16 protein-coding genes are annotated in these 14,695 nt (G+C 52.9%); 2 read left to right on the top strand and 14 right to left on the bottom strand.

Translation table 11 applies throughout. The annotated features are described in order from the left end of the window. Positions 1-154: 154 nt before the first annotated feature. From RBT11_16525 to ffh, 12 genes are all read right to left on the bottom strand, one after another. Positions 155-1,489 (bottom strand): radical SAM protein, encoded by a 1,335-nt coding sequence (locus tag RBT11_16525; GenBank protein ID MDX9788385.1) that lies wholly within the window; start codon positions 1,487-1,489, stop codon positions 155-157. Between the two features lie 71 nt (positions 1,490-1,560). Then, complete coding sequence (locus RBT11_16520) at positions 1,561-3,717, bottom strand: acetate--CoA ligase family protein (GenBank protein MDX9788384.1); 2,157 nt, start codon at positions 3,715-3,717, stop codon at positions 1,561-1,563. After that, positions 3,707-4,606, bottom strand: a complete 900-nt coding sequence (gene rsmI / locus RBT11_16515) for a 16S rRNA (cytidine(1402)-2'-O)-methyltransferase (GenBank protein MDX9788383.1) — start codon at positions 4,604-4,606, stop codon at positions 3,707-3,709. The genes RBT11_16520 and rsmI overlap by 11 nt, the downstream gene beginning before the upstream one ends. Continuing rightward, the gene (locus RBT11_16510) at positions 4,581-4,955 is read right to left on the bottom strand and encodes a YraN family protein (GenBank protein ID MDX9788382.1); all 375 of its coding nucleotides are present in this window, start codon (positions 4,953-4,955) and stop codon (positions 4,581-4,583) included. Before RBT11_16510 ends, rsmI begins: the two co-directional genes overlap by 26 nt. Positions 4,956-5,126: 171 nt before the next feature. Next, positions 5,127-5,735, bottom strand: coding sequence for a ribonuclease HII (locus tag RBT11_16505; protein MDX9788381.1), 609 nt, complete (start codon positions 5,733-5,735; stop codon positions 5,127-5,129). 123 nt (positions 5,736-5,858) lie between these two features. Next, positions 5,859-6,206 (bottom strand): 50S ribosomal protein L19, encoded by a 348-nt coding sequence (gene rplS / locus RBT11_16500; protein ID MDX9788380.1) that lies wholly within the window; start codon positions 6,204-6,206, stop codon positions 5,859-5,861. 46 nt (positions 6,207-6,252) lie between these two features. Next, the gene (locus RBT11_16495; GenBank protein ID MDX9788379.1) at positions 6,253-6,807 is read right to left on the bottom strand and encodes an RNA methyltransferase; all 555 of its coding nucleotides are present in this window, start codon (positions 6,805-6,807) and stop codon (positions 6,253-6,255) included. Next, complete coding sequence (gene trmD, locus RBT11_16490; protein MDX9788378.1) at positions 6,761-7,549, bottom strand: tRNA (guanosine(37)-N1)-methyltransferase TrmD; 789 nt, start codon at positions 7,547-7,549, stop codon at positions 6,761-6,763. Before trmD ends, RBT11_16495 begins: the two co-directional genes overlap by 47 nt. Further along, the gene (rimM, locus tag RBT11_16485; protein ID MDX9788377.1) at positions 7,546-8,034 is read right to left on the bottom strand and encodes a ribosome maturation factor RimM; all 489 of its coding nucleotides are present in this window, start codon (positions 8,032-8,034) and stop codon (positions 7,546-7,548) included. Before rimM ends, trmD begins: the two co-directional genes overlap by 4 nt. Positions 8,035-8,062: 28 nt before the next feature. Next, complete coding sequence (locus RBT11_16480) at positions 8,063-8,293, bottom strand: KH domain-containing protein (protein ID MDX9788376.1); 231 nt, start codon at positions 8,291-8,293, stop codon at positions 8,063-8,065. A 49-nt stretch (positions 8,294-8,342) separates the two neighbouring features. Next, positions 8,343-8,597 carry a 30S ribosomal protein S16 gene (gene rpsP, locus RBT11_16475; GenBank protein ID MDX9788375.1) on the bottom strand — a complete coding sequence of 85 codons (255 nt, stop codon included), beginning with the start codon at positions 8,595-8,597 and terminating at the stop codon, positions 8,343-8,345. A gap of 16 nt (positions 8,598-8,613) precedes the next feature. Beyond that, on the bottom strand, positions 8,614-9,945 hold the full coding sequence (gene ffh / locus RBT11_16470; protein MDX9788374.1) for a signal recognition particle protein: 1,332 nt from the start codon (positions 9,943-9,945) through the stop codon (positions 8,614-8,616). A 110-nt stretch (positions 9,946-10,055) separates the two neighbouring features. Here ffh and rlmN point away from each other — a divergent pair, with 110 nt between their 5' ends. Then, complete coding sequence (gene rlmN, locus RBT11_16465; protein MDX9788373.1) at positions 10,056-11,156, top strand: 23S rRNA (adenine(2503)-C(2))-methyltransferase RlmN; 1,101 nt, start codon at positions 10,056-10,058, stop codon at positions 11,154-11,156. Here the strand turns inward: rlmN and RBT11_16460 are convergent. Beyond that, complete coding sequence (locus tag RBT11_16460) at positions 11,137-12,132, bottom strand: tRNA 4-thiouridine(8) synthase ThiI (protein ID MDX9788372.1); 996 nt, start codon at positions 12,130-12,132, stop codon at positions 11,137-11,139. The two genes, rlmN and RBT11_16460, sit on opposite strands and share 20 nt — an antisense overlap. A 75-nt stretch (positions 12,133-12,207) precedes the next feature. On the opposite strand from RBT11_16460, the gene nth reads away from it, so the two are divergent. After that, a complete protein-coding gene (gene nth / locus RBT11_16455; protein ID MDX9788371.1) occupies positions 12,208-12,855 on the top strand; it encodes an endonuclease III in 648 nt (215 codons plus the stop codon). Between the two features lie 53 nt (positions 12,856-12,908). On the opposite strand, the gene RBT11_16450 is transcribed toward nth, so the two are convergent. Beyond that, the gene (locus RBT11_16450; GenBank protein ID MDX9788370.1) at positions 12,909-13,715 is read right to left on the bottom strand and encodes a 2-amino-3,7-dideoxy-D-threo-hept-6-ulosonate synthase; all 807 of its coding nucleotides are present in this window, start codon (positions 13,713-13,715) and stop codon (positions 12,909-12,911) included. Positions 13,716-14,695: the final 980 nt, after the last annotated feature.

The following is a 14,695-nucleotide window of genomic DNA, read 5'->3' as shown; positions in this document are numbered from 1 at the left end:
CTTCGGTGAATATACACGCAAAAGCGTGTATGTTTCTGATAAAGGGCCTAATCCCCCTGTGCCTATGGCACGCCAGACCATTGCCCCAGCTTCCGCTTTGAAACCCGAAAAATGTTGAATATATTGGTATATCCATGACAAATTGTCAAGAATGTTAGGCCTTGAATTTCGACACATACGGATTGAAATACCCGTGATGAACCCTCGGAAACGCAAGCTTTACCGCATTCACCAGCTGCTTCATGCCTTCGGGCGGACTGTGGCGTTCCGCGGCCGCCATTACGCGCCAATATTGTAACGGGTCAAAATTCAGGTTTCGCCATTGAATCTGGTTAATCGCATGGGTTTCAAGAAATTCCATGAGCGCCGCTTTTTCTTCGGGGGTATCCGTAAAGCCGGCCATGTTGAGATAGTTGATGGCAACATGCCGGTTTTGCGCAATGCCGTGCGAAATACTTTCAAGCACATTTGAAAATCGATAGCCCATGGGCCTGAAATAGGCCGCATAACAGGCTGCCCGCAGGCTGTTGAGGCTGACCCGAATACTGTCCAAGCCCGCATCGAACAGCGTGGCCAGAACCTTTGGCAGGCTACCGTTGGTATTGAGGTTGATCGTGCCGCGATCAGTGCGCTCTCGAATAAGACCAATCGCCGGTGCAATCACTTCGGCCGCCAACAGAGGCTCTCCTTCGCAGCCCTGACCGAAGCTGACCACTCCGTCCGGCACCTTTTCCAGATGGGTCAGGGCAATTTCCGCGATTTCCTTCGGGGACGGCATAAAGGCAATCCGATCCTGACAATGGGAGATATTTCCAACCCGCTGAAGGGACAGGCAGCCCAGGCACCGGGCATTGCAATGCGGCGAGGTGGGAAGCGGTGCTTCGCAACGGCCGACAAAAAAGTTTTTGGCGGCCGGGCACCCATAGGTTAGGGCGCATTTTTCAAGATGGTTTCGCAGCCGGTTTTGAGGCAATTTTTTCCTTAAGGCGGTTACGCCCTTGCGCACCGCGGCCATCGGCATTCGGCGAAGATCCTGGCGTGGTTCCCGGTCGATCTGAAATACGGCGCTTCTAAATTCTCCCTTGTGCCACCCGACCGCACCATAGGCAAACAGGGGCAACGGGTTGGCGTTCGGCCTTTCCTCATAGGCGGGCGCGCAGGTGTGAACATACCCCGGGGAGTTAAACCCGGCCACCGGAAAAATCCGCTCTCCGGGCTGATAGGGGTTTTCCGGCACTGCCGCCAATTGCCCGGTGGCCAGATCCTGCAGAATCGGCACGCGGTCCGGAAGAAACATCAGCTCACCGCCATGCGGCATCGTCAGGGTTTCGCGGGAAAAAAGCGGTGTCAGCGCATCGCCCGCCATGCCGACCGCGCCGAACCCTTCCAGTTCAATGATGTTCCCGCTTTCATCCGCCACCAGCGCAGTAAGCGTCTCATTGACGGGCTTGGTTCGATAATTTCGATGAATTTGTGGTTTTCTGGCCATATCTATCTGCAATAATTACAAGAAGCCTACCAACAGATTATCGGAAAGGGACATTTGGCTATTTTTTTTCTTCATTCATTGCGTTTCAAAATAATCCGGCAATCCGCTACGGTGGCGCCGTGTCCTTTTTCATGCAGCAATAACGGGTTGATATCTAGTTCCTGAATCTCGGGGTGGTGAATCACCATTTCGGACAATCGCACCAACAGTTCCACGATCTTTTCCACATCCGCAAGGGGCCTCCCCCGGAAACCCTGAAAGAGCTTATATCCCTTTATCTCCCGAATCATTCGGTTCGCTTCGTTTCGCCCCACCGGCGCCAATCGAAAGACGACATCCTGAAAGACTTCGACAAAAATTCCGCCCATTCCGAACATCAGCAGCGGACCGAACACGGGATAGCGCATCATGCCCATGATGGTCTCCTCGCCCTTGGGCGCCATCTGCTGAATGAGGACCCCTTCGATTTCTGCGGCGCTGGTATAAGCTCTGGCCTTGGCGATAATGTCATCAAACGCCTCTTGGACCTCATCTTCAGTTGTCAGGCCCACCCGGACGCCCCCGGCATCGGATTTATGAACGATTTGCGGGGATACGATTTTCATTACGACCGGATACCCAATGCGCCGGGCATGTTCAGCCGCCTCGGCCGCCGTCTGCGCCAACCGGGTCGGCAATACGCTAAATCCGTAGCAGGCGAGCAGATCCAGTCCTCCGTTTTCCCCCAGATAGGTCTTTCCGGCCGAAAGATTCTCTTCAATCAATGCTGCAGCGCGTGCCTTGTCATAATCCAATTTAAGGGGAGCCAAAATCTGGCGGTTCATCCATTGGGAATACCGATATAGGGCGCTAAAGGCTTTGGCGGCGTTTTCCGGAAATCTATACACCGGAATACCGTGCGCCTGCAGATATTTTACGCCGGCCGACACATCAACAATCCCCATAAAACAACACAACACCGGCTTGTGAGAGCGGCGGGCCACCCGGCTGATGGCTTCAGCCGTTCCAAGCGCGTTGGTCATGGACTGCGGCGTTAAAATCACCAGGGCGCCGTCCACGCCCTGATCTTTGAGCACTGCGTCCAGCGCATTTTCATACCGGTCCTGGGCCGCATCGCCGATAACATCCACGGGGTTATGAAGATTGGCCGTTTCGGGCAAGTGACTTGCCAGCGTCTTAATGGTCTCTTCCTCAAACCGGGCGAGTTTAAGCCCCGTTGAAACCGTCATGTCGGTGGCCACAATGCCCGGCCCGCCCGCATTGGTGACGATGGCCACCCGGTTGCCGGGGGGCACCTTGCGCCGTCTCTTTCCCAGCGCGCTTTCGTTTTTATAGGAAAACGCCGTGGCGAAATCGAATAACTCATCAATGGTATCGACCCGAATGATGCCGGATTGCTTGAAAAGCGCGTTATATACAGCCTCGGAGCCGGCCAGAGAACCGGTATGGGAGGCGGCCGCCATGGCGCCCTCGTTGGTCCGGCCGGATTTAATCACCAGAACCGGGGTCGGGTGCATATCTCCCGAGGTAATTTCCTTGACCGCCTGAATAAACTCAGGACCCCGCCGCAATTCTTCCAGATAGATCATGATCACTTCCGTATCCGAATCCATGTGAAGATAATGCAGCAGGTCCAGTTCATCGACATCGGCCTTGTTTCCGATGGAAATGAATTTTGAAAAACCAAAATCCCGGTCCGCGGCAAAATCGAGCACCGCCGTGCACAGGGCACCGCTCTGGGAGATAAAGGAGATATTTCCCGCCTGGGGCATGCGGGCGGAAAAGCTGGCATTGAGCCGGACCGCCGGGGTGGGGTTGATCACCCCCAGGCAATTGGGCCCCACCACCCGAACGCCCGCCTCCCGGCAAACGGCCACAATTTGCTCCTCGATTTTCCGGCCCGCTTCACCCACCTCCCGAAACCCGGCCGACACAATGACGATTCCCTTAACCCCTTTTTCGATGGCCTCCTGGGTCGCCGCCAATGCGGCCCGAGGCGGCAAGATGATCATGCCCAGATCCACCGCATCGGGAATATCGCGTATCCCGGAATAGGCCCGCACGCTTAAAATCGATTTGGCCTTCGGATTAACCGGATACAACGTACCGGTAAAACCGCCCCGCAAAATGTTTGCAAAAATATCATGGCCGACTTTTCCGGGGGTGGCCGACGCGCCGATTACGGCAACGGATGTGGGCGAAAAGATGGCATCCAGGTTATTGAACATGGGGGTATCCTTTATCCTTTAGTTTGAGCGCAAGGTCATACACCGTCCGTCTCGGCACACCGAACAGTTGCGCGATATCCCGCGATACATCGCTCAGCTTGCCGCCGGCCGCCAGCGCCGAGGCGATTTCCGCATGCATTCGCTCCGGATTGTCTGCAGAATCATTCGCTTCCTCCCGTCCAGCGATCAGCAAGGTGCATTCACCTTTCACCACGGGACGATCGGTCAAAATCGAGAAAATCCCGGATACCCGCCCCCGCAAAAACTCCTCGTGCAATTTGGTCATTTCACGGGAAAGCACCGCATTTCGATCGCCCATCTCCAATTGAATTTCCGATAAAAAGTTAAGGATGCGTTTCGGAGATTCGTAAAAAATCAGGGTCTTCGTCTCTTGGGAAAGCGCTTGAAGCTGTTCTTTTCGCCTTCCGGCCTTTTTGGCCGGAAACCCCACAAACACGAACGCATCCGTGGCAAGCCCCGATGCGCTGAGGGCCGTGATCACCGCCGATACGCCCGGCACCGGCACCACGGAAATTCCCCTTTCCACGGCCGCAGCTACCAACCGGTATCCGGGATCCGAAACCCCCGGAGTGCCCGCGTCCGTCACCAGCGCAATGGATTTTCCGGCGGCCAGTTGATTCGTCAACACAGGCGTCTTGGTGCGCTCATTATGCTCATGATAAGAAACAAGCGGGGTTGCGATACCGTAATGGGTAAGCAGGTTATGGGTGTGCCGGGTATCTTCCGCAGCAATCGTGTCAACCTGCTTTAATACCTTAAGCGCACGAAGGGTGATGTCTTCCATATGGCCGATCGGCGTGGCAACGACATAAAGAACGCCAGCGGATTGGCTGCCATCGGTATTATGGGTAGGCGAGTTCAAAGGCATTTTTGATGATCTCGATATCCCATGTTCCCGTCGCCTGATTGCGAACCGATATGACGTCAAACCGGGCTTTTTGATGCGGCGCCGGCGTGCCTTTGAGGTAGTAGAGCGCTGTCATTGATATTTTTCTCTGTTTAGTGGGGGTTACTGCGCTTTTGGGAGAACCGTACCGGTCGGACCGTCTGGTTTTTACCTCTGCAAACACCAGGGTGTCCTTGTCCTTGGCAACGATATCAATCTCTCCGATCGGTGTGCGGTAATTTCGGGCCAGTATTTTATACCCGCATTTTTGCATATGCCGGACAGCGACGTCTTCACCCTTCTGCCAGAATCTCTCACAAGGCTCGGTCATGGCGGGCTCCTTCTGATAGCTCATAGCTGATAGCTGATAGCTGATAGCTGATAGCTCATAGCTGATAGCTCATAGCTCATAGCTCATAGCTCATAGTTTATAATTCATGGCTCATGGCCCATCGCCAGTAGCTACCCTATAACCTATCAGCTATCAGCTATGAGCTATCAGCTATAAATATTCTTTAACGCCCTTAAAACTGCGCCGATGAATCGGACAACACCCAAATTCCTGAATGGCGTCTCTGTGAGCCCGGGTCGGATATCCCTTATGCCGGGAAAATCCGTACCGGGGAAATGCGTCGTGATAGGCGTCCATTATCCGGTCCCGCGTCACTTTAGCGATGATGGAGGCGGCTGCAATGGAAACGCTGATCGCATCTCCCTTGGGCAACGGCATCTGGGGCAAATTCGTCTCGATGGGGAAGGTGCCGTCTATCAAAAGATAATCCGGCTGAGTCGTCAAATCCGCGACAGCCCTACCCATCGCCAATAGCGCTGCCCGCAGAATATTCATCTCGTCGATAAGGGCCTCGTCCACAATGCCGATACCGACTGCGACGGCATGACAATTAATTTCGTCATATAACGACGCCCGCTTTTTGGGTGTCAATTGCTTGGAGTCGTCAATCCCCGACGGATTAAAATCGAACGGCAGCACTACCGCCGAGGCCACTACCGGACCGGCCAATGGTCCGCGACCCGCTTCATCGATACCCGCTATGAGTCGATAACCGAGTTTCCGCGCGTTTTGCTCATGTGCCCAGTGATCCGCATCCATATCGGCCTATCACCGAAAGGGTTGGCATTCTCTTTTTCGGATGACGGCAGCAAACCGCCTTCACCCAAATAAGATTCGCTCCTTACGAGTCTCGCGTCAGGACTTTCGACCATCCATTGAATATTAGAAACGGCGTTCTTTGATCCGGGCCGCTTTTCCTCTCAACTTTCTCAAATAGTATATTTTGGCGCGACGGACGCGTCCCTTGGTAAGGACTTCGATTTCACTGATCGCCGGTGAATGCAACGGAAACACCCGTTCAATTCCCACGCCGTAAGAGACTTTTCGAACCGTAAAGGTCGCCGTGGACAACCCGCCCCGCTTGCTGATCACCACGCCCTGAAAGGCCTGAATTCTTTCTTTCTCGCCTTCCTTGATTTTCACGTGCACCTTGACCGTGTCCCCCGGGCTGAAATCCGGCAAATCCAGGCGAATCATCTCTCTTTCCAACTGCTTAATTACATCCATGATATTCTCCCAATGTTACTGTATAAAAATCAAAATTGGCTTTTATTCGTCAGCACCCCACCAACCGGTCCAGGATGATGGCGGCCGCGGATCGAACCGACAAATGGTTATAATCAGCCGGTCCGCTCACCGGCGCCAGTACATGGTCGGCGGTTTCCATCACTGTCTCGGAAAGCCCCCACGCCGTACCCAGTACCATCAAATAGGGGCGTCCGTCATGAATCATCTCTTTGAACCGCTGATAACCCAGGCTACCGGCGCGTTTTTTGGCACTGGTCACCACGATCTCGGCGTTGATTCCCTCTTTGGCCCGAATGTCTTCCAGTACATCGGAAAGGGACGATTCAATTCGTATCAATGACAACGCTTCCCGGCGCGCCGGGTTATACCGTCCGCCACCGCCGGTGGTCCAGTGCGACACGATCTTTTCAATCATCCGCATCTGATCCGTAAGGGGCGTAACCACATAAAACGCCCTTGCACCATAAGTGCAGGCGCTTCTGGCAATATCATGCAAATCCAGGTTGGTCACCGCTGCGGCAATGATATCGCCCTGCTTATTGACCACCGGATAGTGAACCAGCGCCACATACAGATTGACCATGAATCAAATTTTCAATTTCTCGGTGCCAGCGCGCCAGGACGTCTCTTTCCGAAGGGCTCAAGCAACGGTTTTTAAGCAAATCCGGCCGTTTGAGCACCGTATACATCAATGCGGTTTCCTGTCGCCATTTATCGATCTCGGCGTGATTGCCGGACAAAAGCACCTCCGGAACATCCTCGCCTTCAAAACAAGGTGGCCGGGTATAGTGATCGTGCTCCAGCAAATAATCAGAAAAAGACTCCTTGTCCGCGGAATCCTCGCCACCCAGAGCGCCCGGAATCAGCCGAATGACGGCATCCATGACCACCAGAGCACCCGGCTCGCCGCCGCTCATCACATAATCACCGATGGACACTTCATCATCGATCAGGTTCCGGCAGATGCGCGCATCCACCCCTTCATATCTTCCGCAAACCAGAACCAACCCGCTGCACGCCGCAAAGACCCGCGCCATGGATTGATTAAAAATCCGGCCTCTGGGGCTTAACAGCACCACCGTTGATTCCGGGGACTGACGTTTTGCAGCCCGAATGGCCTCGGCAAGGGGCTCGGGCTTCATCACCATACCGCACCCGCCACCGTAGGGCCTGTCATCCGTCGTGTGATGGCGGTCGGTTGTAAACTCGCGAATATCGATCGCAACCGCCGCCGCTTTCCCGCCTTGAATAGCCCGGCGCACAATCCCGTATTCGAAAAAGGACCGGCACATCTCCGGGAAAATGGTCAGCACCGCGAAATTCATTCCAGGCCTTCCGGCAAATTCACCCGCATCGATTTTTCTTTCAGCTCCACCGATACGATGACGCTTTCAAGTGCGGGAATCAAGATTTCGCGTTGAGAATCCTTCACTACCAGCACATCATTGCTGCCCGTCTCCAGAATCGATTCGACTCGCCCGATATATCGGTTCTCCACGGTATAAACGGACAAACCGATCAATTCAAACCAGTAATAGGTTCCCTCCTCAAGCGCCGGCAATGTTTCTCTTGGGAGATAAAGCCATTTTCCCACCAAGGATTGCGCAAGGCTTGAATCCATCACTCCCGCCAACCCCATCAGCAGTGCCTTCTTGTGAGGCGTCACCCATAAAATCGTATGGGCCTTTTTCACCCCCTGCGCATCGCCAAGAAATATCGGCATGTCCGGCTGAAAAATATCCGGCTGTTCGGCGTAGGATCGAACCTTGACCGCCCCCCGAAGGCCATGGACACCCACAATCTCGCCCATTACAATGAAAGCTTGCTCAGTCACATCGCTATTCAATTATTTCCAATACGGCGCGCTTTTTCAGCTTGGCCGAAGCAGCGCCCAATATCGTCCGTAACGCGCGGGCCGTTCTGCCCTGTTTTCCGATCACCTTGCCCAGATCTTCCTTTGAAACTCTCAGCTCCAAAACCGAGGACTGGTTTCCCTCCGTCTCTTCAACCGACACGGAATCCGGGGCATCGACCAGGGCACGGGCAAGGTAATTGACTAATTCTTTCATAGCGCTGCTTCCAATATTAGGGGTTGAAACCGCGGTACAAAGAAAACGATCAGCTCGGGCTCGCCGTTGCTGCTTGCTTCTTGATCAGGCTTCTAACCGTATTCGTGGGAACAGCGCCCTGCGCGATCCAATGTTGAATCCGCTCATTTTTTAAGATCACTTCCGCGGGTTCCTGTAACGGATTATAGGTACCGACAATCTCTAAAAAGCTGCCATCCCGCTTGCTCTCGGAATTGGCCACCACGATTCTGTAAAAGGGCCGTTTCTTCGCGCCGCGTCGTGCGAGTCTGATTTTCACTTGCATAGGTTTTTTTTCTCCTTCAAAACGGCAGCATTCCCCGGGTCAGTCCCCGCATGCCGCCTTTATTAATTTTCTTCATCATTTTCATTACTTGTGTATAGTTTTTCAGCAATCGATTGACATCCTGTATCGTGGTGCCGCTTCCCCTGGCAATTCGCTGCCTGCGGCTGCCATTGATCACGGCGTGCTGACGCCGCTCATGGGGTGTCATGGAATTGATGATCGCTTCGACACGGACAAACTCCTTTTCATCCACTTCCATATTTTTTAGCTGTTTGCTCTTTCCAAAACCGGGAATCATGCCGAGCAAATCCGTCAATGATCCCATTTTGCGAATCTGCACCATCTGATCCCGGAAATCCTCCAGGGTAAACTGGCTTTTCCGAAGCTTTTTTTGCAGTTCGATGGCGGTTTTTTCATCCATCGACGCCTGGGCCTTCTCGATAATGCTCAGCACATCCCCCATGCCGAGAATTCTGGAGGCCATGCGGTCCGGATGAAAGGCTTCAAGCTCACTTAATTTTTCACCGACGCCGATGAATTTGATCGGTTTGCCGGTAATCGCCTTGATGGAAAGCGCCGCCCCGCCCCGGGCGTCTCCGTCCATTTTGCTTAACACCACCCCGCCGATATTCAGGGCGGTATCAAAAGCGGTCGCCATGTTGACGGCATCCTGGCCGGTCATGGCATCCGCCACCAAAAGAATATCGGAAGGCTTGGCCACATCCCGAATTCGGCGCAACTCTTCCATCAGCGCCTCATCAATGTGAAGCCGCCCGGCCGTATCCAGAATCAGCGTGTCACAGCCAGCCTTTTGAGCTAATGCGCCCGCCTGCCGGCAAATCTCCACCGGATCCATGTCCGTGGTGGACGGAAACACCGGCACATCCAGTTGCCCCGCCAGCTTTTTTAACTGCTCAATGGCGGCGGGCCGGTAAACGTCCGCCGGTACCAGATAGGGGGTATTCCCTCTTTTGCGCAATAAGATAGAGAGCTTCCCCGCCGTCGTGGTCTTACCTGATCCTTGAAGCCCCACCAGCATGATGGCCGCCGGTTTGGTATCGGAAAGATGAATATCCACATTCCGACTGCCCATCAACTCGGTGAGCGTCTCATTGACGATCTTCACCACCTGCTGACCGGGGGTCAAACTGGCCATGACTTCCTGGCCCAGCGCACGCGCCTTGATATCCGCAATCAGCTGTTTGACGACCTTATAATGAACATCGGCTTCCAATAAGGCCATTCGAACCTCTCGAAGGCCCTCCTCAACGTTGCTCTCGGACAACTTGCCGTGGCCCTTGAGCTTTTTAAACACCGAGTTCAGTCTGTCGCTTAAATTATCAAACATTCAATTTTCAATACCTTACAAATCCGCTACCCTCAGGATTAAAACCTTGAAAGTATAATCGAAAAAATGCTATGTCAAGAAAAATCAACTTATCACGGCGATTACAACCCATGATTCACCCCTATACGGTACCATCGAATATTTCCGTCATGCCGAATCCACTCTGCAAGCAAGACATAAAAGATTTCACGAAAAGCCGGCTCATCTCCTGGCTGAATCAGCACGGCATTGCCCCCTTTCGCGCCGATCAGATTTTCCGTTGGATCTATAATGCACAAACCGATGATTTTTCGGCCATGACCAATATCAATAAGGACATCCGGGCGCTCTTAGCCGAGTACTTCACCATCGGCAGACTCAAGATAAAGGCCGTGGAATCCTCAAATGACGGCGCTCAAAAATACCTGTTCGAACTTTCCGACGGCAATCTGATCGAAAGTGTATTCATTCCCGGACGCACCCATGACACCCTGTGTATTTCCAGCCAGGTCGGTTGCGCGCAGGGCTGCAAGTTTTGCTTAACCGCCAAGACCGGGTTCATTCGAAATCTGTCCGTCGGCGAGATACTGGCACAGGTCCGGGATATTCGCAAGCAAATCGAACCAGACCGCCAGATAACCAATATCGTGCTGATGGGCATGGGGGAGCCGCTCGCCAACTATGAAAACGTGATCAACGCCCTTGAAATACTGACCAACAGCGAGGCCGGCCTTGGCTTTTCCCCCAGGAAAATCACGCTTTCAACCGCCGGCCTGGTGCCGAAAATCGCCCAGTTAGGCCTGGACAGTCAGGTAAATATCGCCATTTCACTCAACGCCGTGGATAACGACACACGAAACAGGCTGATGCCCATTAACAAAAAATACCCCATCGAGCAATTGATGGCGGTATGCCGGGAATATCCCCTGTTGCCGCGCCGCAAGATCACCTTTGAATATATTTTAATAAAGGATGTGAACGAATCCCCCGCTCACGCCAAAAAGCTCGCGGCATTGCTTCGACCCATCCGGGCCAAGATCAATCTCATTCCTTTCAACCCGCACGAGGGCTGCGAAATGACCCGCCCCGATTGGGACACCGTGCTGAAGTTTCAAAAAATTCTCAATGACTTAAACTATACGGCCAATATCCGCCAAAGCAAAGGCAGCGATATTTCGGCCGCTTGCGGCCAATTGCGCGCTCGGGCGGTCCCTACAGCAAAAACGCCTTGAACAAATCCGGTGCCATTCCCAGCACCTGTATCCGCGTTTCTTTGTCGGGCGCCTTAACCCTTACCTCCGTCGGTATTTCCTGGGGCGTTTTGCTATAGCCGACACACAGCGAGGCCGCCAACTTCACGGTCGTCTCATCGGCTCCGGCGGTTACCAGACAAACCGGCCCGGGTTTTTTGTGCAGCCAAAGGCGCGTATCTTTGGCCGGATCCGCATAGGTTTCCAACGCCTCATTCTCCGGCTTTGTTCGGCCGACAATGATCTTCGCCCCGGATTCAAGGCGAAAATGCCGGCCGTATTTCAGCAGATGAAGTTCGGATTCACTCGTTGTCTCCTGGTGTGCGAATAGATCCCTGAGTCGGTCGGCATAGCCTTTGTCGGTCAACAGGCACCCGCCGGCGGGCGAGGGATAGTCCGTAATTTCGAATTGTTCCGCCAACACCATCTGGTCTTTTCTCCCGCGGCCCGTGATACCGAGTAGCCGGGATCTATCCACCCACCCCTCTTTTTCCGGAATAGTCTCGCCTAACTGCAGCGCGCTGAGCGGTCTTAAAATGTACCCGTCATAGCCGGAATGCTTTTCAACATATCGCAAGGACGATCGGGTTTGCGACATGGGTCGCTGCCCGAGCACTTCCCCGCTGAATAAAAAATCAAAGCCTTTTTTACGCATCGTTTCACCGGCGAGCCGAAACATCAGCGCGTGGCAATCCAGACACGGATTCATGTGTTTCCCGTAGCCGCATGGCGGGTTTCTAAGCATGGTTAAATAGATATCCGTGATATTGGCGACTTCTAAGGGCAAGCCTAACTGTTTCGCCGCCTCCCGTGCCTTTTGCGCCGAAAAAAAAGGGGTCTCAAAGGTTATCAGATAGACGTCAATCCCTTGCATTTGCAGTATTTTCGCTGCCAAGCGGCTGTCAAGCCCCCCGGAGCACAGGCCCAACGCACGTGCTTTTCTTTTTGTTACTTCCATGCTACTTAACTGCAACCTTCTGAATTAAAAATGTTATCCATTAACCTGCTTGACACATACGCCCGGACGGTTATCATGCCCAAAACCAAAAAGCAAATCACCGCCATCGTCAATTTTCTGAAGGCGGCCTACCCGAACGTCAAGACACAACTCACGCACAAAAACCCCTTTGAACTCCTTGTGGCCACCATTCTCTCGGCCCAATGCACGGACAAACAAGTTAACGCCGTAACTGAAACGCTTTTCCAAAAGCTGCCCACACCACGGGACATGGCCGCCGCTCCGCTGCCGGTCATTGAAAGCCTCATCCGCTCAACGGGTTTTTATCATAACAAGGCAAAACATATTCAATCCTGTGCGCAAGCGCTTCTATCCGACCATAACGGCCAGGTGCCCCGAACGTTGGAAGCGCTTGTCACATTGCCCGGTGTCGGGCGAAAAACCGCCAATGTGGTCCTTGGCGCCGCCTTCGGCATGCCGGGTATCGTCGTCGACACGCATGTCGCCAGGCTCTCGCAACGAATCGGCCTGACCCGGCACACGGATCCGGTCAAAATTGAATTCGACCTGATGAACCTGCTTCCCAAAACCACATGGAACGATTTCTGTCTACATCTCATCTATCACGGACGCGCCGTTTGCACGGCCAGGAAACCGAAGTGCCTTTCCTGCATGCTTCTGACTTTATGCGATTATCCAAAAAACAACCCGGTACCCGCATAAAAAACCACGCCCGTATCAGGCGTGGTCCCATATGGATCATCATCACACTTAACTTATTTACTTAATTCCAACAGCATCTCCATGGCTTCCTTGGCGCTTTTATTCTCATGCACAATGGCGCAAGCCGCTTTGACAAATGCCGTCGGATGGGAATGCTGAAACACATTTCGGCCGATGGACAACCCCTTGGCGCCGGCCTGCATGGCCCCTTCAATGGTTTCAAACATTTCTTTTTCGGTTAATTTGCTCCCACCGGCGATCAACACCGGTGCCGGACACCCCTCTACGACCCTGGCAAACGATTCCGGGTCTCCGGTGTAGTTGGTTTTGATGAAATCCGCACCCAGTTCAGCGCCGATTCGGGCCGCCATTTTCACCACATCCACGGATTTGTCATCCGTAATATTGCGGCCCCGCGGATACATCATGGCGATCAACGGCATACCCCAGTAGCTGCACTCCACGGCGATCCGGCCAAAATCCGCCAGCATTTCCGGCTCATCGTAACTACCGATATTAATATGAATCGAAACGCCGTCCGCCCCAAAGCGAATGGCATTTTCAACCGTATTGACAATCACTTTTTTGTTGGGTCTGGGGGATAAACTGGTGGAGGCCGACAAATGAAGAATGAGCCCGACATCCCGTCCACCATGCCGATGCCCGTATTTGGGCAGCCCGATATGCCCGATAACCGCATTGGCTCCCCCTTCGGCCACCGCGTTAACCGCTTCGGGCAGGTTGATGAGGCCATCGATCGGGCCAACCGTTACCCCATGATCCATTGGGACAATGACCGTTTTGCCCGTTTGACGGTCCATAATTCGTTCCATACGAATCGATTTGCCGATGTTCAGCATAACCACACTCCTTAATATAAAGGTTTTAGCAAAACCTGTTTATTTAAAACTTCCCTTCACCGGATAAGCCAGGATCAAAGGGAATGACGGCCTGCGCCGTTTTTGTTTCCTGAATTCATATCTTTTAACAAAGACTGGGGTCAAGAAAAGAATACGGCTATTTTTTTACAGGAGGTTCGGGGATAAATGGCAACCCCGACCTTCCCGTTATCATTATGAAGGGGTTCAGTGAGTGGTTAGACCGGGGCAGGCGGTCAAACACGGGTTCAAAAGATTGCTCATGAAACCGAGTTCTTTTCCGGCTTTGGCCGGGTTTGTTCGGGATATGCCGGATGAGCGGATGATATTCCAACAGAAAAAAACAAGAAAAAATCGGATTGGGCCGACAGAATACTTTGAGTGCGAAAATCCGTGATCTATGCGCTTCACACGCCGCCGACACGCTCCCGATCTGTTGCCAAAACCACAAATAAGCATTAGTTTTTTAACAGTAAGGAAATGACATTCAATAGGACCCATCTTTTTCGTGAGGTGACTTATGAAGAATATTTCAAGCGCAAGCGACAAAAGCTGCTTTTTGACATGCGATGAGAGCCTTAAGGAATGCATGAATCGGGGAGAAGACGAATCGGTGTGCCGCATGAAGCAGGTCCCCTGTATTTGCAAGTGCCGAGCAAGTTAAGTAAATTGCTTCCCTTTTTGATCGTCAACATTTAATAGGCGTTAACGCGTCGCTGCCGGCCGGCAGCGACGCTTTTTTTTGAAAATTCCTAATCCGGCAAAGCCGGATGCTGGAAGGCTGGAATGCTGGGAAGCATAAAGCCATCTTTCACCTTCGGCGAATATACACGCAAAAGCGTGCATGTTTCTGGTAAAGGGCCTAAAATGGCCGGTGCCGGCATTTTGAGGTAACGGCGGCATTTTCCAAATAAGTTAAAACGAAATCATATTGACACCACGGATGCGTTTGCGTTTAATTC

The organism is Desulfobacterales bacterium, assembly GCA_034003325.1.
GTDB lineage: Bacteria > Desulfobacterota > Desulfobacteria > Desulfobacterales > JAFDDL01 > JAVEYW01.
The sequence above is the reverse complement of the archived record's forward strand: the minus strand, read 5'-3'. Positions and strand labels throughout refer to the sequence as shown.

What these genes read in the sequence shown, in the direction of transcription:
- RBT11_16510 (MDX9788382.1), bottom strand. Translation starts at nt 4,955, where the DNA reads ATGACCGAGCCTTGTGAGAGATTCTGGCAGAAGGGTGAAGACGTCGCT.
- RBT11_16480 (MDX9788376.1), bottom strand. Translation starts at nt 8,293, where the DNA reads ATGAAAGAATTAGTCAATTACCTTGCCCGTGCCCTGGTCGATGCCCCG.
- ffh (MDX9788374.1), bottom strand. Translation starts at nt 9,945, where the DNA reads ATGTTTGATAATTTAAGCGACAGACTGAACTCGGTGTTTAAAAAGCTC.
- rpsP (MDX9788375.1), bottom strand. Translation starts at nt 8,597, where the DNA reads ATGCAAGTGAAAATCAGACTCGCACGACGCGGCGCGAAGAAACGGCCC.
- RBT11_16520 (MDX9788384.1), bottom strand. Translation starts at nt 3,717, where the DNA reads ATGTTCAATAACCTGGATGCCATCTTTTCGCCCACATCCGTTGCCGTA.
- rsmI (MDX9788383.1), bottom strand. Translation starts at nt 4,606, where the DNA reads ATGCCTTTGAACTCGCCTACCCATAATACCGATGGCAGCCAATCCGCT.
- RBT11_16460 (MDX9788372.1), bottom strand. Translation starts at nt 12,132, where the DNA reads ATGGAAGTAACAAAAAGAAAAGCACGTGCGTTGGGCCTGTGCTCCGGG.
- trmD (MDX9788378.1), bottom strand. Translation starts at nt 7,549, where the DNA reads ATGAATTTCGCGGTGCTGACCATTTTCCCGGAGATGTGCCGGTCCTTT.
- RBT11_16505 (MDX9788381.1), bottom strand. Translation starts at nt 5,735, where the DNA reads ATGGATGCGGATCACTGGGCACATGAGCAAAACGCGCGGAAACTCGGT.
- RBT11_16495 (MDX9788379.1), bottom strand. Translation starts at nt 6,807, where the DNA reads ATGGTCAATCTGTATGTGGCGCTGGTTCACTATCCGGTGGTCAATAAG.
- RBT11_16525 (MDX9788385.1), bottom strand. Translation starts at nt 1,489, where the DNA reads ATGGCCAGAAAACCACAAATTCATCGAAATTATCGAACCAAGCCCGTC.
- RBT11_16450 (MDX9788370.1), bottom strand. Translation starts at nt 13,715, where the DNA reads ATGCTGAACATCGGCAAATCGATTCGTATGGAACGAATTATGGACCGT.
- rimM (MDX9788377.1), bottom strand. Translation starts at nt 8,034, where the DNA reads ATGGGCGAGATTGTGGGTGTCCATGGCCTTCGGGGGGCGGTCAAGGTT.
- rlmN (MDX9788373.1), top strand. Translation starts at nt 10,056, where the DNA reads ATGATTCACCCCTATACGGTACCATCGAATATTTCCGTCATGCCGAAT.
- nth (MDX9788371.1), top strand. Translation starts at nt 12,208, where the DNA reads ATGCCCAAAACCAAAAAGCAAATCACCGCCATCGTCAATTTTCTGAAG.